Annotated in this window: 15 protein-coding genes; 6 read left to right on the plus strand and 9 right to left on the minus strand. The window is 65.6% G+C overall.

Going from position 1 to position 18,263, the window contains the following annotated elements:
- The first annotated feature begins 4 nt into the window (after positions 1-4).
- The 4 genes from D2N39_RS19565 to D2N39_RS19580 all read left to right on the plus strand — a co-directional run bounded on the left by D2N39_RS19565 (position 5) and on the right by D2N39_RS19580 (position 4,392).
- Entirely contained in the window at positions 5-202 is a 198-nt protein-coding gene (locus D2N39_RS19565) for an MbtH family protein (protein WP_119136471.1), read from the plus strand.
- A gap of 112 nt (positions 203-314) precedes the next feature.
- Entirely contained in the window at positions 315-1,967 is a 1,653-nt protein-coding gene (locus tag D2N39_RS19570) for a GMC family oxidoreductase (protein WP_119136472.1), read from the plus strand.
- A 13-nt stretch (positions 1,968-1,980) separates the two neighbouring features.
- The gene (locus D2N39_RS19575; RefSeq protein ID WP_119136473.1) at positions 1,981-3,606 is read left to right on the plus strand and encodes a long-chain fatty acid--CoA ligase; all 1,626 of its coding nucleotides are present in this window, start codon (positions 1,981-1,983) and stop codon (positions 3,604-3,606) included.
- Positions 3,607-3,738: 132 nt separating this feature from the next.
- The gene (locus D2N39_RS19580) at positions 3,739-4,392 is read left to right on the plus strand and encodes a 5-formyltetrahydrofolate cyclo-ligase (protein WP_119136474.1); all 654 of its coding nucleotides are present in this window, start codon (positions 3,739-3,741) and stop codon (positions 4,390-4,392) included.
- A gap of 11 nt (positions 4,393-4,403) precedes the next feature.
- On the opposite strand, the gene D2N39_RS19585 is transcribed toward D2N39_RS19580, so the two are convergent.
- The 6 genes from D2N39_RS19585 to D2N39_RS19610 all read right to left on the minus strand — a co-directional run bounded on the left by D2N39_RS19585 (position 4,404) and on the right by D2N39_RS19610 (position 12,771).
- On the minus strand, positions 4,404-7,391 hold the full coding sequence (locus D2N39_RS19585; RefSeq protein ID WP_119136475.1) for a calcium-binding protein: 2,988 nt from the start codon (positions 7,389-7,391) through the stop codon (positions 4,404-4,406).
- A 155-nt stretch (positions 7,392-7,546) separates the two neighbouring features.
- Entirely contained in the window at positions 7,547-8,731 is a 1,185-nt protein-coding gene (locus D2N39_RS19590; protein ID WP_119136476.1) for an ABC transporter permease, read from the minus strand.
- A gap of 4 nt (positions 8,732-8,735) precedes the next feature.
- Positions 8,736-9,878 (minus strand): ABC transporter permease, encoded by a 1,143-nt coding sequence (locus D2N39_RS19595; protein ID WP_119136477.1) that lies wholly within the window; start codon positions 9,876-9,878, stop codon positions 8,736-8,738.
- A complete protein-coding gene (locus D2N39_RS19600; protein WP_119136478.1) occupies positions 9,878-10,585 on the minus strand; it encodes an ABC transporter ATP-binding protein in 708 nt (235 codons plus the stop codon). Before D2N39_RS19600 ends, D2N39_RS19595 begins: the two co-directional genes overlap by 1 nt.
- On the minus strand, positions 10,582-11,421 hold the full coding sequence (locus D2N39_RS19605) for an efflux RND transporter periplasmic adaptor subunit (protein WP_158589890.1): 840 nt from the start codon (positions 11,419-11,421) through the stop codon (positions 10,582-10,584). Before D2N39_RS19605 ends, D2N39_RS19600 begins: the two co-directional genes overlap by 4 nt.
- Before the next feature lie 294 nt (positions 11,422-11,715).
- Positions 11,716-12,771 carry a helix-turn-helix domain-containing protein gene (locus D2N39_RS19610; RefSeq protein ID WP_119136508.1) on the minus strand — a complete coding sequence of 352 codons (1,056 nt, stop codon included), beginning with the start codon at positions 12,769-12,771 and terminating at the stop codon, positions 11,716-11,718.
- Positions 12,772-13,112: 341 nt separating this feature from the next.
- Here D2N39_RS19610 and D2N39_RS23000 point away from each other — a divergent pair, with 341 nt between their 5' ends.
- Both D2N39_RS23000 and cls read left to right on the plus strand, forming a co-directional pair.
- Complete coding sequence (locus D2N39_RS23000) at positions 13,113-13,283, plus strand: hypothetical protein (RefSeq protein ID WP_158589891.1); 171 nt, start codon at positions 13,113-13,115, stop codon at positions 13,281-13,283.
- A gap of 133 nt (positions 13,284-13,416) precedes the next feature.
- A complete protein-coding gene (gene cls / locus D2N39_RS19615; protein WP_119136480.1) occupies positions 13,417-14,829 on the plus strand; it encodes a cardiolipin synthase in 1,413 nt (470 codons plus the stop codon).
- 15 nt (positions 14,830-14,844) lie between these two features.
- Here the strand turns inward: cls and D2N39_RS19620 are convergent, their stop codons facing one another.
- The 3 genes from D2N39_RS19620 to D2N39_RS19630 all read right to left on the minus strand — a co-directional run bounded on the left by D2N39_RS19620 (position 14,845) and on the right by D2N39_RS19630 (position 18,259).
- Positions 14,845-16,407 (minus strand): D-aminopeptidase, encoded by a 1,563-nt coding sequence (locus D2N39_RS19620; RefSeq protein WP_119136509.1) that lies wholly within the window; start codon positions 16,405-16,407, stop codon positions 14,845-14,847.
- A 4-nt stretch (positions 16,408-16,411) separates the two neighbouring features.
- The gene (locus D2N39_RS19625) at positions 16,412-16,924 is read right to left on the minus strand and encodes a L,D-transpeptidase family protein (RefSeq protein WP_119136481.1); all 513 of its coding nucleotides are present in this window, start codon (positions 16,922-16,924) and stop codon (positions 16,412-16,414) included.
- Between the two features lie 150 nt (positions 16,925-17,074).
- Positions 17,075-18,259: a Gfo/Idh/MocA family protein gene (locus D2N39_RS19630; RefSeq protein ID WP_119136482.1), complete on the minus strand. Its 1,185-nt coding sequence runs from the start codon at positions 18,257-18,259 to the stop codon at positions 17,075-17,077.
- Between the last annotated feature and the right edge of the window lie 4 nt (positions 18,260-18,263).

Here is an 18,263-nt window from a genome sequence, read left to right on the forward strand (position 1 = left end):
TGAAATGACTGTAGAACCGCAATATCTGGTCGTGATGAATCATGAGGAGCAATATTCGCTTTGGCCGAAGGGGCGCGATCTGCCCGCGGGCTGGACAGCGACGGGCTTTGGCGGCGACAAGCAGGCCTGTCTCGACCATATCAATGCCGTCTGGACCGACATGCGCCCGCTGTCGCTGCGCAAGGCGATGGGCGACGCCTGATCGCTGCATCTCCGTAACGCTGGGTCACACCACGCCGAAGCATCTGGACAGGCCGCCGAAAATAGCCTGACCTTTCTCAAGGGCGGGGAGGCCCGGTCAAGGGAGGGCAGCCATGTCGGGCACGGGCGGGGCCGCATATGATTATGTGATCGTCGGCGGCGGTTCCGCGGGCTGTGTGCTGGCGGCACGGCTGTCCGAAGACCCGGCGCGCAGCGTCTGCCTGCTGGAGGCGGGCGGGCGCGGCGATCATCTGCTGATCCGGGCGCCCGCCGGGGCGGTGGCCATGCTGCCCGGATATGGCCGCATCTCGAACTGGGCCTACCAGACCGTGCCGCAGCCGGGGCTGAATGGCCGCAAGGGCTATCAACCGCGCGGCCGCGCTCTGGGCGGATCCAGTGCGATCAATGCGATGCTCTATGTCCGGGGGCATCGGACAGATTACGATGGCTGGGCCGACGCAGGCTGCGACGGCTGGTCATGGGACGACTGCCTGCCCTATTTCAAACGGGCCGAGAACAATGCGGCGGGGGCCAGTGCCTTTCACGGCGACAGCGGCCCCTTGCAGGTGTCGGACCAGAAGGCGCCGCGCCCGATCTCGCGCGCCTTTGTCCGTGCCGCCACCGAATGCCAGCACAGGGAAAGCCCCGATTTCAACACCGGCGACACCGAAGGCGCCGGGCTGTATCAGGTCACCCAGTTCCATGATACGGCCCGCAATGGCGAGCGCTGTTCGGCGGCGGCGGCCTATCTGCATCCGGCTCTGGGCAAGCGCGCCAATCTGACCGTCCTTACCGGCGCCCATGCGACACGGGTGCTGACCGAGGGGAAGCGCGCGACGGGCGTTGCTTACCGCAGGGGCGGGCAGAATCACCGGGTCACCGCGCGGCAAGAGGTGATCCTTGCCGGTGGGGCCTTCAACTCGCCCCAGCTTCTGATGCTCTCGGGCATCGGGCCGGCCGATGCGCTGCGTCCGCACGGCATCGGGATCGTGCATGACCTGCCGGGGGTGGGGCAGAACCTTCAGGATCATCTGGATTTCACACTGGCGTTCCGCACGCGGGACACCGACAATTTCGGCATCGGCCTGACCGCGACGCGAAACCTGATCCGCCATGCGCTGCAATGGCGGCGCGACGGCCAGTCGATGATCGCCACCCCCTTTGCCGAGGGCGGCGCCTTCCTGAAAACCGACCCGGCGCTGGACCGGCCGGACATCCAGCTTCATTTCGTCATCGCACTGGCCGATGATCACGCGCGCAAGCTGCACCTCGGGCACGGGTTTTCCTGCCATGTCTGTGCCTTGCGCCCGCACAGCCGGGGTGCGGTTTTCCTGCAAAGCGCCGATCCACTGGCCGCGCCGGGCATCGACCCGCGCTTCCTGTCCGACCCGCGCGATCTGGCGACCACGATCCGGGGCGCAAGGATGACGCGCGAGATCCTGATGGCACCGGCTCTGGCGCGCTATCGCCGGCGGGAAATGTTCGGCCTGACCGACGGGATGCGCGATCAGGACTGGGAACGCCATATCCGCGCGCGGGCCGATACGATCTATCACCCGGTCGGCACCTGCAAGATGGGGCGTGATGACATGGCCGTGGTCGATCCGGCGCTGCGGGTGCACGGGATGCAGGGGCTGCGGGTCGTCGATGCCTCGATCATGCCGACACTGATCGGCGGCAATACCAACGCCCCCACCATCATGATCGCCGAACGCGCGGCCGACATGATCCGGGGGATCGAGCCTGCCGCACCGGCAGCGCAATAAGAGGGAGGACGGGATGTTCGGAACGATGATGTGGCAATCGCTGACCACCGGATCGCTGATTGCACATGCAGAGAAATATCACGCCCGGACCGAGGTGGTCTCGGTCGAGGCGGATGGCAGCACGCTCCGGTCGTCCTGGGGCGAGGTCGCGGCCAATGCGCGGCGGATCAAATCGGTGCTGGACGGGCTGGGCGTGGCGGAAGGCGCCCGCTGCGCCACGATCGCCTGGAATAACCGCCGCCATCTGGAGCTTTACTTCGGCATTGGCAGCGGCGGGCGCGTCACCCATACCATCAACCCGCGCCTGACGCCCGAACAGTTGATCTATATCGTGGATCATGCCGCCGACGAGGTGCTGTTCTTCGACCGCACCTTTCTATCCGCCGTGGCCAAGCTGCGGCCGCATCTGAAATCGGTGCGGCATGTCGTGCTGATGGGCCCGGCAGAGGCCGAGGCAGCGGGCATGATCGAGGGGCTGCTGTTCTACGACGACCTGCTGGCGGCGGGTGATCCCGCCGCACCCTGGCCAGACCTGAACGAAAATGCCCCGGCCGCGCTGTGCTATACCTCGGGCACCACCGGGCATCCAAAGGGCGTGCTGTATTCCCATCGTTCGCTGGTGCTGCACAGCCTTGGCGGCAACCAGCCCGACGGGCTGAACGTCGCCGCACGCGATACGGTGATGCCGGTCGTGCCGATGTTCCACGTCAACGCCTGGGGCGTGCCCTATATCGCGGCGGCGGTCGGGGCCAAGCTGGTGATGCCGGGGCCGAAGCTGGATGGCGAAAGCCTTGCCCGGCTGATCGACGCCGAACAGGTCACGCTGTCGCTGGGCGTGCCGACGATCTGGATGGGTCTGCTGGCCGGGCTGAAATCCACCGGCATCAAACCCGCCTCGATGAAACGCACCGTCGTTGGCGGTTCGGCGCTGCCGCCCTCGATGCTGCGCGAATTCCGCGACAGCTATGGCGTGGATCTGATCCATGCCTGGGGCATGACGGAAACCTCGCCGCTGGGCACGCTGAACCAGTTGCTGCAACGCCACACCGCGCTGGATGCCGAGGCACAATCCCGCCTGCGCGAAGGTCAGGGGCGCCCGCCCTGGGGCGTCGATCTGCGCATCGTGGACGAGACCGGCGCCGAACTGCCGCGTGACGGGGTGGCGCAGGGCGAATTGCAGATCCGCGGGCACTGGATCGTCGAAAGCTATTTCGGGCAGCAGGACTCTGCCCTGACAGCCGACGGCTGGTTCGATACCGGCGATGTGGCGACACTGGATGCCGACGGCTATCTGGTGATCCGCGACCGCTCCAAGGACATCATCAAATCGGGGGGCGAGTGGATTTCCACGGTCGAGCTGGAAAACATCGCCATTGCACATCCGAAAATCGCCAATGCCGCCGCCATCGCCGCCCGTCATCCGAAATGGGATGAGCGCCCGGTGGTGCTGGCGGTGCCGGTTGCCGGAGAAACCCCGACAGAGGCGGAAATCAGGGCCTTCTATGACGGCAAGGTCGCGCATTGGCAGGTGCCCGACCGGGTGATCTTTGTCGAAACGCTGCCCCTGGGCGCCACCGGCAAGGTGGTCAAGGCAAAGCTGCGCGCGCTTTATGGCGATGTGCTGATCGCCGGGGACTGAAGCGCAGGGCAGGGGGCAGGAAACAAGGATTTCAAATACGAGTTACTGGCCCTAGACTGTCAACCGGCGGGCAGGGCCTTTCCAACAGGACGAAGACCCCCCGGACCCGCCCTATCGCGCCGGAGACTGGCCATGACCACCGACCCCCTGACCGGACGCCCCGCGTCTTCGCCCTGCATGGCGGCCGAGTTCGAACCTGCCGATGCCTCGGACGTGCCGCGCTGGCGCAAGGTGGAACGACTTCGCCTGCGGGCGGAACGCGATGCGCTGCGTGTCAGTGCCCGCCAGACCATCGGGGCGGCGCTGTGCCGGCATCTGGCGGCGCTGCTGTCATCGCGCCTGTCGGCCGGCGCCGTCTTTTCCGCCTACTGGCCGATCAAGGGCGAGCCGGACCTGCGCCCCCTGATGCAGGACTTGCACAGGGAGGGCATACGCATCGCGCTGCCGGTGGTGGAAACCCGTTTCGCCCCGCTGGTGTTTCGCCAATGGACACCCGATACCGCCATGGTGCGGGGCGACTGGAACATTCCCGTTCCACCTGCGGAGAATGCCCGGCTGCTGCCCGATGTGGCGCTGGCCCCGCTGGTGGGCTGGGATGAGGCCGGGTATCGGCTGGGCTATGGCGGCGGCTATTTCGACCGCACGCTGGCCGCGCTGCACCCCTCGCCTCTGGTGATCGGGGTCGGCCTGCAATCCGCCCGGCTGGCCACAATCCATCCGCAGCCACATGACATTCCTCTGGACCTGATCGTGACCGAGGCCGGGGTTCAGGTCGATCACGGCTGACAAGGCCCGCGTCAATACTGCAAATAGAAGACGAAACTGGGCTGAAGCCTTGTGTCGAAAACGAAGTCACGCGCGGTCAGATCCTCGCGTTCGATACCTGCCAGAAAAATCCGGGCCGAAATGTATTGTGTCTCTGCGGAAATCCACAAACCTTTGTCGGACTCTTCAAAGACCAGAAAGTCCAAAGTCGGCACACCAAACCAGTAGATGTTCAGCAGGTCCACGCCGGGTTCGTAATCACGGATCACATCCGACCCCGTTTCCGCTTCGAAAAAGAAGACGTCCGCCCCCGCCCCGCCTGTCATCGTGTCATCGCCCGCGCGGCCTGACAGCAGGTTGTCTGCGGCAGAGCCGATGATGCGGTCATTGCCACCGCCGGTTATCACCTGTTCGATACCGGACAGCCGGTCGCGCCCTTCACCGATGGCAAGGCCCCGCGCACCCAGATCGACCATCATATCGTCTTTGGTGCTGAAGGCGACGCAATCGACCCCCGCGCCGCCGACCAATGTATCGTCGCCTTTACCCCCGACCAGAAAGTCATCTCCGCCGCGCCCGTCGATCCTGTCATCGCCGCCCAGACCGGCGAGCAGGTCATTCCCGTCGCTGCCGGTGAACCTGTCGTTCCCGCGCCCGCCGATCACCCCCTCGATGCCGAAATAGCTGTCGCCCGCCGCCGTGCCGGCAAGGCCACGTCCCTCGGTCAGATCAACCCCGACCGGGCGGCGGTCTGTCGAAAAATCCAGCAGGTCAAGCCCGTCACCGCCATCAATGCTGTCGGCGCCTGCCCCGCCGGTCAGCCGGTCGTCGTCGTCGCCGCCATCAAGGGTATCGCGCCCCGCCCCGCCAAAAAGCTTGTCCCAGCCAGGGCCGGAAGACAGCAGATCATTGCCATCCCTGCCGACCAGCAGGTCATCGGCCGTGGCACTGAAGAACACATTGTCCGCAGAATCGCCGAGCATCCGCGCAAGAACGGTGCCGATGGCCACATGGGCTTCGATGCTGCGAAACATCTGGTGGTTTGTTGGTCCGATGCTGGTGGCTTCCAGATCGAAGTTCCAGATGAAATGCGATGGCAATGAGCCCCCGATAAAAGACCATTCCCCCATGACCGCAATATCCTGGCCCGATCCACCATCCATGATCGGCCCAGAGCCGGACAACGTATCGTCGCCCGCCCCACCATATTTGCTACCCGACGCCTCGATATAGTCATTACCCGCGCCGCCGTAAAACTGCCCGCTTTGCCATACGGTGTCCGGAAAATCATGCATCACCTCGGACGAAACAATGCGGTCATCGCCCGCGCCACCATAGGCAATGGCCTTTCGTGGATCGGCGCTCTCACGATGCAGCCCGACGCGGATCAGATCATCCCCCGCACCACCGTAAAGCCGGGTCCGTTCGATCTGCCCCGCAATGGTATGGCTTCCGTCCAGCGTGTCGTTGCCCTGCCCGCCATAGATCGCATGCCGCCCGCCAGCCCCGATCAGCAGATCATCCCCCAACCCGCCCGAGAGTGTGGTATCATCCGGCGACAGCAGCACCCGGTCATCGCCCGCCCCGGCATCGTGCTGACCGCCATTCTGCAACCAGATCGCATCGTCGCCCGCAGTCAGCGGCCCCTTCAGCATCTTGTCGGGCAGGAAATCGAAACGGGCCAGCGACAGCCCGCCCTTGCCATCAAAGACGCCCTCTTCGATCAGGTGCCAGACGTAAAGAATACCTGTGTTGCTCAGCACCACATTCCAGTCCGTATCAGAATAGGGCCAGTATCCCATGTCGATGACATCACGGCTGGCCTCACCTTCCGGCGTCAGAATGCGTCCGGTCATCCGCGGATAGTCAACGTCCCACAGCAGGATGTTGCCATCGTCCAGCGCAATCACATGCAGCGGGTCCGCGGCGGTCAGCTTTCCGAGCTCGGGCACCCGTTTGCGCGCCATCAATTCGGTGCCGTCACTGTCGTAAAGCGCCATGTAACGATCACCTTCAACATCCAGATCGGAAGTCGCATTGCTGAACACGGCGACCCGACCGTCCGAAAGCACAAGGACTTTCTCCACCGAGGACCATTCGCCGGGCTGGTTGGGATCGAAGGCGCTTGTGACGGGCTTGCCATTGGCATTGAAGAACTGAAGCCCATGACGCAGGTCCGCATCGCGGTCCGGGCTGTGAACACCCCAGTTGACGACAAAACCGCCGTTATCCAGCGCGGTCACCTCCATCCGCAGTTCTTCATGCCTTACTTTTGCGGTGAAGGTGGTCGTGCGCAGAACCGTGCCGTCGCTGTCGTAAAGCGTCAGAACGGCGGGGGCGTTGACATGCTTCTTCGGATTGAATGTGCTTATTGTGGAAAATGTGGTCCAGCTCAGCATGCGCCCGGTTTCAAGCGCGATCGCCCCCACATCCTTGGCGATATTGCCCTTGAACGGCCCGGCGTCGAGTGGCCGGGGATCGCCCAGCCGGTTGCCGTCGGGATCGACGAACTGCACTTGATAATGCCGCCCCGAAGTGGAGGTCACCGCATAGGCGCCGTCCTTCAGCACCAGCACATCCCTTGCCACCTCCCAGCCCGCGTATGGATCCTTCGGCAGGACCTGTTCATCCTCGACCGGGTTGCCCGCAGCATCGAACCGGCGGAACAAGGGTGTAAAGTGATAATCGTAATAGGGTGGATCCCGGCGGGGAAACTGGCCAAGGCTTGACCAGCTGATCACAAAGCCGCCATCCGGCAGGGCGGCGGCATAGGGTGCCGTCTGTTCGTAAAGCGTGGTCTGCGTAACAAGGAACGCCTCGCCCTGCGGCTGACCGTCGGCCCCGACAATCCGCGCATAGATATCGCCGGTTGGACGCACATCCTCAAGCATGCGGGTCCAGACCACCAGCATCCGGCCCTCGGTCAGAGGCACCATCTTCATGTAGCGTTCACTCAGGTAGTCTTGCGTGTCGATCTCGGTCAGCGGGCCGGTCAGGAAAGGCAGATCGAACGCAACCATTTGTTACTCCATCAAAGACAACGTGTCGTTGCGGCCCTCGCGGGGCGCACCGCACGCCACGCGAGCATTGGCCGCAACCTCCGCCCGTTCAAGTGTTTTCGTCAGACCGGCCGACAGCACACGCCCGCCCGCAGCCGGCCCGCCGGAAAAGCGCATCAGCCGCGCGCCCGCAAGGCGGCTGTCAGCGGCAGGCGGGTTGCGGCAAGGGCGGGCAGGGCACCGCCCAGAAGGCCCGTCACCAGCCCCAGCAAACCGGCGCTCAGCATCACCTGCGGGGTGACGGCAAGCTGGAACCCGATCCGCGTATTGCCCGCGCCCAGCGTGCTGGCCTGCCAGCCGTTGAACAGCAGCCAGGACAGCCCCGTGCCCAGAGCCACCCCCGCCAGCGCCAGCACCGCCGCCTCGGCCCATGTCGCCAGAAAGGTCGGCACCCGGCCAAAGCCGATGGCGCGCAGCGTGGCAATCTCGACCGTCCGGTCCGCAACGGAGGACATCATGGTATTCAGCGCGCCCGCCGCCGCCCCCACAGCCATCAGCAGCGCAAGGGGCCAGCCGAACATACGGATCAGATCGGCTGTGCGACCGGACTGCCCGGCATAAAGATCAGGCTCGGGCAGGGCAGTCAGCGGCAGGGCGGTGATCCTGTCCAGCGCCTGCCGCAAGGTGGCAATCCCGGCCGGATCGACCAGCCGCAGCCGCAGGCTTTGCACCTCGCCCTGCCGGTCGAAAGCGGCGCGCACCGTATCCAGATCAGCCCAGATTTCGGATTCAAACGCTGACCCGCCTGCGCTGAACAGACCGACGACCGTCCAGTCCAGCGTGCCCAGCCGCACGGTCCGGCCAAGGGCAAAAGCCGGAATATCGCGCGCAAGCGTTTCGCCCACCACGATTTCGCGCATGCCGGGGGCGAAGATCCGTCCGTCCGTCAGCGTCACCCCGTCCCGCAGGCCGGGCCCGGCTTGATCCATTCCGCGCAGCGCAAGCGATGTCGCGGCGGCCTCGGTCGTCACCACGATCTCGCGCGAGGCGATCAAGTGCCCCGCCGCATCGCGGGCCGCGCCAATGTCCCCGCCAAGGGCCATGATCCCGCGCAGCGCCTCGGACGAAATCTCGGACCCGGTTTCCTGATTGGTGCCGCCGCCCAGAACCACCGCAACCAAGGGCGATCCGGTGCCGGTCAACACCTTTTCGAACCCGGCCGCCATGGACAGAAACCCCGCCAGAACACCGACAACCAGCGCGACCGACAGCATCATGGACAGCGAAATCGCCATCCGCCGCCGCAGACCGGCCAGATTGGCCCGCATCATGACAAGAAATTGCCTGACAAGACTGGACATGGGATTACCTCGTTCTGAAAGCGGCGGTGACGGGAATGCGCATCGCGCGGATGGCGGGGATCAGGCCGGTTGCAAGGCCAAGCCCAAGGATCAGGACCAGGGCCACGCCCAGCGTCTGCACCGGCAGCACCAGACCAAGGCCCGGCCCGATCATCACCGTGGCCAGCTTTGCCAGCGCCAGCCCGGCCAGCCCGCCGGTCAGGAAGATGAACAGCGTCTCGCCCAGAACCAGCGCAAGCAGCCGCCCTTGCGAAAAGCCAAGCGTTTTCAGCACGCCGATTTCAAACCGGCGTTCGCGCACCGCAAGCATCTGGGTATTGATGACGATCATCAGCAGGGTGACGAAGGCCGCGCCCACCACCAGATCAATGATCAGGCCCACATCGGCATATTGGCGCATGAAGGCCTGAAGGAACTGCTTTTCCGATTGCGTCCTGGTTGGCGCGGCAGAGTTGGCAAACAGCGCGTCGATCTGCCGGGCCAGATCGGCAGCCTTGATGCCGGGCGCGGGGCGCAGCACAAACGCCTCTACCCGGTCGGTTCCGCGTGTGCGCAGCGCATTGACGTAATCATAGCGGGCAATCACGAAATGGGTGTCGCTGGCGGGGGATGCGCCCTCGAAAATACCGGCGATTTCAAAGCGCCAGTCCCGGCTACCCTCTTTATTCGGGGTGGCGGGCACGGTCACGGTGATGCGCTGTCCGACGCGCCAGCCCTGCACCTCGGCCAGCGTTCGCCCGACCAGAACCCGGTCGCGGCCCGTGGCAAGGGCGGCCATCAATACGGGCGTCAGCCCCAGCTCGGTCCCGCTGACTTGCACCATGGTCGCGGGATCGACCGCGCTGATCGCAACAATGTTGCTTTCCCTAACGGCATAGCCGCGCAGGCGGGTCATCCAGCTTACCGCCGCGATGCCCGGCTCGGCCGCCAGCCGCGACAGATGCGCCATCGGCAGCGATTGCCCGCGCCCGGCCGCACTGGCCACGCCCAGCACATCGTCGCTGGCCGATCCGGCCGCCATGTTGCCCTGTTCAAAACTGGCGGTCAGACCATGGATCAGAAAGGCAATGGCCACGCAGAGCATCAGCAGCACGGTCCGCAGCGGCTTGCGCCAGGCATTGCGTCTGGCAAGACGGAAATATCCCATCACGCGGCCTTCCGTTCTTCGACGAACTGGCCCTTGTCCAGATGCAGGGTGCGCCGGGCATGGGTGGCGGCCTGCGGATCATGCGTCACCATGACGATGGTCTTGCCAAGCTCGCGGTTGAGAAAGCGCAACATGTCCAGCACGTCATCGGCGGACTTGCGGTCCAGATCGCCCGTCGGCTCGTCACACAGCAGCAGGGCAGGATCGGTGACAATGGCGCGGGCAATGCCCACGCGCTGTTGCTGGCCGCCCGACATCAGGGCGGGATATTGCCTGCCACGCCCCGCAAGCCCCACCAGCTCCAGCACCTTTTCCACCCGCGCCCGCCGGTCGCCCGCCGCGATGGGCTTGAGAAGCAAGGGCAGTTCCACATTCTCGGCCGCCGTCAGCATGGGCAGCAGGTTATAGAACTGGAACACGATGCCCATGTTATGCGCCCGCCACGCGGACCGCGCGCTTTCGCCCATGCTGTCAAGCCGCGCGCCGCCAATCTGCAAGGTGCCGCCATCCGGGCTGTCGATCCCCGCCAGCATGTTCAGCAGTGTCGATTTGCCAGAACCGGACGGCCCCATGATGGCGACAAAATCGCCCCGCGGTATGGTCAGGTCCAGCCCCGAGAAAACAGGCACCGTTTCGGTGCCGATGCGAAAGCCCTTTCGCACGCCTTGCAGCGTGATCCATGGGGTAAGGTCCGGGGTAGTGGTCATTCACCTGCTCCTTCTGTTCCGGTGAAAATGCGAAGACGCGCCGCCATGGCCGGGCGAATGCCGGCAGGCGGGCCGGTCAGGGACATGCGCAGGGAAACGGTGCCCTTCTCGGCCGAAATCACCGGCGCGATGCGCAGGATTTCAACCTTGAAGGGCTGGTCGGGATAGCCGTCCAGCGTGGCCTCGCCCCGCAGGCCGGGGCGCAGACCGGCAATGCCGGTTTCGGCCACGTCGGCGTCGATCACCATGCGGGTCGTGTCGGTGATGGTGGCAAGGCTGTCACCCGCCCGCACCCCCTCGGCACGGGCCAGCACCGTGTCGCCGACATGCGCGTTCAGCCGGGTTACCGTGCCGGCAATCGGGGCGCGGATCGTCAGATCGGCCACCCGCTCCGCCGCGATCCGCACGGCCAGAGCGGCCTCGTCAACCGCCTGCCGGGCCATCAGGACCGCATTGGCCGCCAGATCACGCCGGCTCCGGGCCTCGTCCACCTGAGCCCTGGCCACCGCCTGACTGGCGGCAAGCGCTGTCTGCCGCGCAAGGGCAGCCTCGGCTTGTTTCAGCTCGATCTCGCGGGCGGCAAGGGCCAGCTCCGCCGCAGTTCGCCCGGCTTGCGCCTGCTCCAGCCCGAACCCCGCCGCAGCGTCGGCCAGCGTGATCAGAACCTGCCCCGCTGCGACCCTGTCGCCCGTCTGCACCGGAACAGCGATGATGCGCCCTTCGGTCCGGGAAAAAACCGTGGTTTCATTCGGGGCGACGACATAGCCCGAGCCGGTAATCTCTTGCCTGACCGGCCCGGGCGCGGGCATCGCCATGGCAACCGGCAGTCCGGCCATGGCTTCCGGCGCGGTCGGTGGCGCCTCCCGCCACGACAGGGAATTCCCTGCCGCAAGGGCCGTCAACGCCGCGGAGGCAAGCGCGGCTGCAAGCAGGGTCCATCGCCAGACAGGCCGGCCCGGCGAAGGACGTGTTTCAGGCGATGCCGTCAGGGTCAGGGACCGCAGCGCATCGGCAAATCGGGGTGAGGTATGCTCAAGGGTGTCCATGCCCCGAGACTGGCGGTCCGGGGCGTCGCTTGCGCCCTGAAACACGATTTCGGAGGTGCGAAATCGCGATTCAGGCCGCGCCGCTCAGGGGGAAGGCGGCCTCAGCCGGGTCTCGCGCCGCCGGGTCTCGCGCCATTGCACCGGGGCCATATCCGTTACCCGGCGAAACTCGCGGTTGAAGTTCGATTTGGTCTGGAACCCCACATCAAACATGATCTCGGTCACCGGCTTGTCCGAGGTCGCCAGCAGGTCGCAGGCTTCGGCAATGCGGAATCCGTTCACATATTGCGAGACGTTCTTGCCGGTGCTGCGGTTGATCGCCCCCGAAATCTGCCGAGCCGGGATCAGCGTCTTTCGGGCCAGCCTGTCCAGCGTCAGTTCGGCATCGTGGTAAAGCTTCCGCCCCTCCAGTTGGGCGGTGATAGTGGCCATGATCTCCCGATCCCCCTCGACCGGCCCCGCGGCCGGCGCGTCGCGGTCTTCCTCCACCGGCGAGGGGCTGCGGCTGGCAATGGTGGCCGCCACCGACAGCGCGATCAGACCCGCCAGATTGCCCATGGTAATCAGGATGATCGCCTGCGACCCGCGCCCCTGTGCAATGTCGAGAAAGACATACAGATCCAGCAGCGCCGACAGCAGAAGCATCACGGCGGCAAAGATGATCGACCGATAGGCGGGGGTCGCATTCTCTAAGGGCATCAGGCGCAGCGCATCGGCCCCCGGCCGCATCAGGAACAGGATGGCCGCGGCATAAATCACAAACACCGCAACCAGTGCCATATCCACCGCATCGCGCCAGAACAGCATCAACCCCACGATCAGCGCCGCCGGCAGGGCATGCAGGACAAGTTGCCTGCCCAATGGCAACGGGCTTTTCCGCACCAGCAGCGAAACCCCGCCATAGGCCAGCGGCGGAAGCAGGGCCGCCACCACCGGCAACAGATACATCGCCCCCTGAACCTCGTATCCCCAGCGCAAACCTGACAGGACAGATTGCAGGATACTGGCTCCGATCAGCGCCAGAAACGGCAGGTTCGCGGGTTTACCGCCAGCGCGCAGCCTGTCATCGCGGCGGATGACCTCGATCAGAAGAACAAGAAGCAGAAGGGCGACGACAAACGGCAGGGGTATTGATGGCATGGCAGGCATTACATTGGCGTTCCGCCGATCATGCCCGGTTCAGCCCGCAGATGCGACCTCGATCATGTTTCAGGACGTGTTTTCGTCCCCCCTGAATCCGGCACCATCCTGATTTGATGATCCCGTCCGGGGTAGCGACATCTCCGAAAGGATCACGGCGCAGGGGGCGCCCCGTTCCATGTAAACCGTGTCCAATTTCTGGCTTCATCCTGAAAACCATCAAGCATAAATACTACATAACTATCCTTATCCGCAAAAAGTCACGCCCTGCCAGGTTCTCGTCACTGCCCCCTGGGAGTCTGGGCAAGGTCCGCAGTCTGGATCTCGCCAGCATCAACCGCATGCGCATGCATGAGCATGGCCACCTTGTCACGATGGACGCAGCCGGAAACGTGCTTTGGTCGGTGCCGGAAAGCGGCGCGATTCCGGGATCGCGGCGGCGCCTGCTTTCGGACGGAACGCTTCAGATCGTAACACCGGATTTCGCCACGATGATCAGGCAGAACCGTTAGCCTTCGCCCCCACCCAAACGTCGGGCCCCGGCATGACACGGGACAAACCGGCATGACGCAGGGGCCGGCTTCATGTCATGCTCGGTCTGCGGGGCAATCTCCCGCACCGGCCTTACTGACGGAAAGATCTTGCATGGTCGCCCTTCTGCTGCATGTGATGATTTCGGGATTTGTCGCCGTGCACATCCTGTTGCGGCGGCATCGCCAGCCTGAAGCCCGCGCCGCATGGCTGCTGATCGTCGTCCTGCTGCCCTATCTGGGGGCGCTGAGTTATCTGTTGCTGGGCCAGACCAGTATCGGCCGCAGACGCGCGCTGGTGATGGAGCGGACCTTCGCCGCCCTGCCCCGTCCCGACGCCCCGGACACCCTGCCCCGCGTTTCAGACCGGGCGGCGGAAATGCTGCGCGCCGGACGGGCCATTTCGGGCTATCCGGCGACAAGCGGCAATGCGGCCCGTCTGATGGCGGATTCCGATGTGGCCATCACCACCATGATCGCCGACATCGACGCCGCCCGGCATCATGTCCATGTCCTGTTCTACATCTGGCTGGACGATGGCAACGGCACGCGCATGGCCGAGGCGTTGATCCGTGCCGCCGGGCGTGGGGTCGCCTGCCGGATCATGGTCGATGATCTCGGCTCGCGCGGGTTCGTGAAATCCGCCCTCTGGCAGCGCATGGCCAAGGCCGGGGTGCAGGGTCGCACCGCCCTGCCGGTCGGCAACCCGCTTCTGCGCATGCTCAAGGGCCGCATCGACCTGCGCAACCACCGCAAGCTTCTGGTGATCGACAATGCGATCACCTATTGCGGCAGCCAGAACTGTGCCGATCCCGCCTTTCTGCCCAAGGCACGGTTCGGGCCATGGGTGGATGTGATGCTGCGCCTCACCGGCCCCGTGGTGCGGCAGAACCAGCACCTGTTTGCAAGCGACTGGATGGGCAACGGCGGCGATGACATCACGCCCCTGCTGCGCACGGCGGCGCCCCCGCCGGAAGGCAATCTGACCGCGCAGGTCATTGCCACCGGACCCACCTTTCACGCCTCGGCGATGGCCGAGATGTTCACCAGCCTCGCCTATGCGGCGCAGCGCCGTCTCTTCATCACGACGCCCTATTATGTGCCGACACAGGCGCTGCAATCCGCGATCTGCGCGGCGGCGCGCCGGGGGGTGGCGGTCACACTGGTCCTGCCCGCGCGCAACGATGATTTCGCCGTGGGCGCAACCAGCCGCAGCCATTACGAAAGCCTGCTGGAGGCGGGGGTGAGGATCCACGAATTCCTGCCGGGCCTCCTGCATGCCAAGACCCTGACGCTGGACGATGAAATGACCCTGATCGGGTCCGCCAACATGGATCGCCGCAGTTTCGACCTGAATTACGAAAACAACATCCTGCTGGTTGATCCGGCGATCACGCAGGCGATGCGTGCCCGGCAGGAAAGCTATCTGCTGCAATCGCGGCAGATCACCCCCGATGAAACAGGCGGCTGGGGCATCGGCCTGCGGCTCATGCACAACATCCTTGCCATCGTCGGGCCGGTTCTCTGACCGTGCGGCAGCCCGTCATATCGGCCCGTCATAGCGGATAGCGCGGGCCAGCCAGCACCCCAGCACCAGCCCCTCGATCCCGCCATCGGGGTCGCGACGGATGCGCAGCGTCCATTCGCCGGGTGCCGCCGCATCCATCGCGCGGCGACAGGTGACCGTCCACAGGTCTTCGGCCAGCGGATACATCCGTTCCATCGGGCCCCGGCCGAAAATCCCGTCAAAGCCGATATAGGCCGCGCCGTCGCGGGCCTCGATCTCCAGCCCGGCGCCGATCGTGGCGGAATGATAGCGCCCGGCGATTCCGCTGGCATCGACATGCGCCACCGGCACAAGCGGCACCGCGCGAACGGTCAGGTTTTCAGCCGGACGCGCCATCACCAGACCGTCGTCCTCGCGCCGCAGCAGGATCCCCGGCGCCTCGGCGCGGCAGTCGCCGCTTACGCTCAACAGCACGGGAGACACCGCGTAATGCAGCCGCACACCGCCCGGCGTATCGGTGGTGCGCAGGAACAGGTCATTCTCGCGGTCCAGCCACAGCCCACCCCAGCCCTGCGCAGCCTGCGGGGCGGCAGGCTCCGGCAAACCCAGCGCGGCGGCCAGCAGCCCCTCGGCCGCCCGCAGCGCACTGGCCTCGTGGTTGAAGATCACCACGACCGACAGCCGTTCCGCCGCGACATGCAGCCGGTAGGAACAAAAGCCCCGCAACCCGCCGCCATGTCCCGTCACTTCATGGCCGGCATGCAGATAGCGGCGCAGGCCAAAGCCATAGGGCGCGGGCCTGCCATCGGCGAAGGTGACAGGCGCCGAGATCCGCCGGTAAAGCCCGGCCGGATCGTCGCGCGTCGTGTCGATGTGCCGCTCCCATGCCAGCATGTCGTCCAGCGAGGCCATGACCCCGGCATCGCCAAACCATGTGATCGCGGTTTCGGCAGGCAGGAAGCCCACCTCGTCATTGCCTTCGTAGCCTGTCACGCCGTCGATGCGCGCGCTTGTGTCGGCGCCCAGACAGGCAGTCGGCATTCCGGCGGGCCGCAGGATGCGTTCTGACAGAAGCGTGTCGAAATCGCGGCCGGTCGCCCGCATGATCAGTTCGGCCAGCAGCCGGAAATTGCCGTTGCTGTAGGAATAATACGCCCCCGGTGCGAAATGCCCGTCCCGCGCGGTGGCCAGAAGCGCCAGCCCCTGTGCCGCCGAACACCGGCCTTCCGGCACCGCGCCTTGCAGCACGCTGACCGCCCAGTAGTCACGCAGCCCCGACTGGTTGTGGCAAAGCTGCGCAATGCTGGGCAGCGGCCCCTCGAACCGGGGCAGCAGATCAGGCAACAGCGGCGCCAGTTCCTCGGGGTCATCGAACAGGTCCAGCAGCAGCGCGCAGGTCATCTGTTTCGAGATCGAACAGATGGGCATGCGCCGCGCCGCCGTCATCGGCAACCGTGTCACCATGTCGGCATAGCCCCAGGCCCGCCGCGCAATCACCTGCCCGTCCTTCACCACACCGGCAACCCCCGCCGGGCCGCGATACTGCCCCGGCAGCAAATCCAGCGCGCGGTCCAGCGCCCGCATGTCGATCCCGGTCATCGCCTTATCCCGCATCCCGGAAGCAGACCCGGCTTTCCGGCCCCGCCAGTGCCAGAAACTCCAGCAGGTCGGCGCGGTTCAGGGCCGCGCATCCCGCCGTAGGGGTATACCCCTCGCGCGCCAGATGCAGGAAAATGGCGCTGCCCGCCCCCGGCACAACCGGATCGTCATTCTGCCCCAGCACCACAACGATGTCGTAAAGGTCGTCCGCCCGCCACATCTCTTCATGGCTGGCGGCGAAGGGGCGCTTTACGGGGCGGTTGTATTCGGGATGCTCCGGCGCGTCGCACCAGCCGTCATCGGGTGCGATCGCCGCCAGCGGCAACACCGTGGCAGGCGCCGCCAGCCTGTCGGCCCGCCACAACACCCGCCGGATCGGCCAGCAGCCCAGCGGGCTGATGCCATCCCCCTCGGCCGTCTTCACCGCGATACCGCCGCGGCCTGCCGCCGCGCGCCAGACCCTTTCCCCGAAACGGGCCTGCCAAACGCCCGCCTGCCCCGTCACGATCAGATCCAATCGTCGCGCTCCTTCATCCATCCGCAGGTATCGCCGTCACGACTGCCCTGCCAGACCGTCATGAATCAGCTTTACCGCAACCAGCGCGGCCGAGACATAGGTGAAAGGATAGAGGAGTCCGGCCAGCCCCGTGTCCAGAAACGGTGCCGCTCAGCCCGCCAGTGCGGTCCAGCGCCCGCCCGCTTCCCAGCTGTCGGCGCAGGCGTCGATGAAGGTCATCCCGCGCAGCCCGTCCGCCGCACCGGACAGCACCAGCGGCGCCAGCCCCAGATCGGTCCCTGACCGGCGGCTGGCGACCAGAACCCCCGCCTCGGCGTAAAGATTGGCCCAGGCGTCGGTCAGCGTCTCGCCATGGCCGCGCGGCAGGTGGATCAGATGCTCCGCCTCCGGCAGCACGCCCTGACGCGCGCCACGCAGGAAGATGCGTTCCTCCTGCTCCAGCGGGATCAAGCGCAGGCGTTCCGGCGTTTCCTGATCCCATTCCAGCGCGCCCCTGTCGCCCCAGATGCGGATGCGCAGCCCGCAATACTGCCCGATGGTCGCGTTACTCAGATGCAGCAACCCCGGCGCACCATTGGTCAGCCGCAAGCCGATATGCGCGGTATCCGGCTGCGGCTTCGCCCCGCCGCAGACGAACATGTCGGCCCGCACCTCGGCCACATCCAACCCGGTCATCGTATGCAGCAGGTGATAGGCATGTGTCCCGATGTCACCCACGATGGAGCTGCGTCCCACCACCGACGGATCTTGACGCCAGCCGATATTGCCCGCCTCCTGCGCCGCGAAGTTCCAGTCTTGCAGATATTCGACATGAACCTGCCGGATCCTGCCGATCTCGCCCCGCGCGATCAGCGCCCGTGCCTGCCGCACCATGGCGTGATGCGAGAAGGGATAGGTCATGGTCAGGCTGACGCCAGTGGCCCGCTGCACCTCGACCAGCATCCGTGCATCCGCGGTGACCGAGGTCATCGGCTTGTCGAGGATCACGTCGATGCCCGCCCGCAGGAAGGCCGCCGCGATGTCGGCATGGCTGTTGTTCGGCGTGCAGATCGACACCGCCTCGATCCCGTCCGGTCGGGCGGCCTCGGTCGCGGCCATCAGCCGATAATCGCTGTAACTGCGATCCGCCGCGATGCACCAGTCGCGGGCCGAAGCGGCGGCATTCTCCGGCCGGGTCGAAAGCGCGCCCGCCACCACCTCCCAGTGGTTCGACAGCCGCGCACCCGAGAAATGCCACGCCCCCACCAGACCGCCGCGCCCGCCGCCCACAAACCCCAGCCGCAGACGACGGCCCAGCGGCGGCAACCGCAGATCACTTTTGTCAGTAAAGCTCATTCCG

This window comes from Gemmobacter lutimaris (assembly GCF_003570715.1).
GTDB lineage: Bacteria > Pseudomonadota > Alphaproteobacteria > Rhodobacterales > Rhodobacteraceae > Gemmobacter > Gemmobacter lutimaris.

Coding starts and splice junctions, on each gene's coding strand:
- D2N39_RS19565 (WP_119136471.1), top strand. CDS start 5: ATGACTGTAGAACCGCAATATCTGGTCGTGATGAATCATGAGGAGCAA.
- D2N39_RS19570 (WP_119136472.1), top strand. CDS start 315: ATGTCGGGCACGGGCGGGGCCGCATATGATTATGTGATCGTCGGCGGC.
- D2N39_RS19575 (WP_119136473.1), top strand. CDS start 1,981: ATGTTCGGAACGATGATGTGGCAATCGCTGACCACCGGATCGCTGATT.
- D2N39_RS19580 (WP_119136474.1), top strand. CDS start 3,739: ATGACCACCGACCCCCTGACCGGACGCCCCGCGTCTTCGCCCTGCATG.
- D2N39_RS19585 (WP_119136475.1), bottom strand. CDS start 7,391: ATGGTTGCGTTCGATCTGCCTTTCCTGACCGGCCCGCTGACCGAGATC.
- D2N39_RS19590 (WP_119136476.1), bottom strand. CDS start 8,731: ATGTCCAGTCTTGTCAGGCAATTTCTTGTCATGATGCGGGCCAATCTG.
- D2N39_RS19595 (WP_119136477.1), bottom strand. CDS start 9,878: ATGGGATATTTCCGTCTTGCCAGACGCAATGCCTGGCGCAAGCCGCTG.
- D2N39_RS19600 (WP_119136478.1), bottom strand. CDS start 10,585: ATGACCACTACCCCGGACCTTACCCCATGGATCACGCTGCAAGGCGTG.
- D2N39_RS19605 (WP_158589890.1), bottom strand. CDS start 11,421: ATGGCCGGACTGCCGGTTGCCATGGCGATGCCCGCGCCCGGGCCGGTC.
- D2N39_RS19610 (WP_119136508.1), bottom strand. CDS start 12,771: ATGCCATCAATACCCCTGCCGTTTGTCGTCGCCCTTCTGCTTCTTGTT.
- D2N39_RS23000 (WP_158589891.1), top strand. CDS start 13,113: ATGCGCATGCATGAGCATGGCCACCTTGTCACGATGGACGCAGCCGGA.
- cls (WP_119136480.1), top strand. CDS start 13,417: ATGGTCGCCCTTCTGCTGCATGTGATGATTTCGGGATTTGTCGCCGTG.
- D2N39_RS19620 (WP_119136509.1), bottom strand. CDS start 16,407: ATGACCGGGATCGACATGCGGGCGCTGGACCGCGCGCTGGATTTGCTG.
- D2N39_RS19630 (WP_119136482.1), bottom strand. CDS start 18,259: ATGAGCTTTACTGACAAAAGTGATCTGCGGTTGCCGCCGCTGGGCCGT.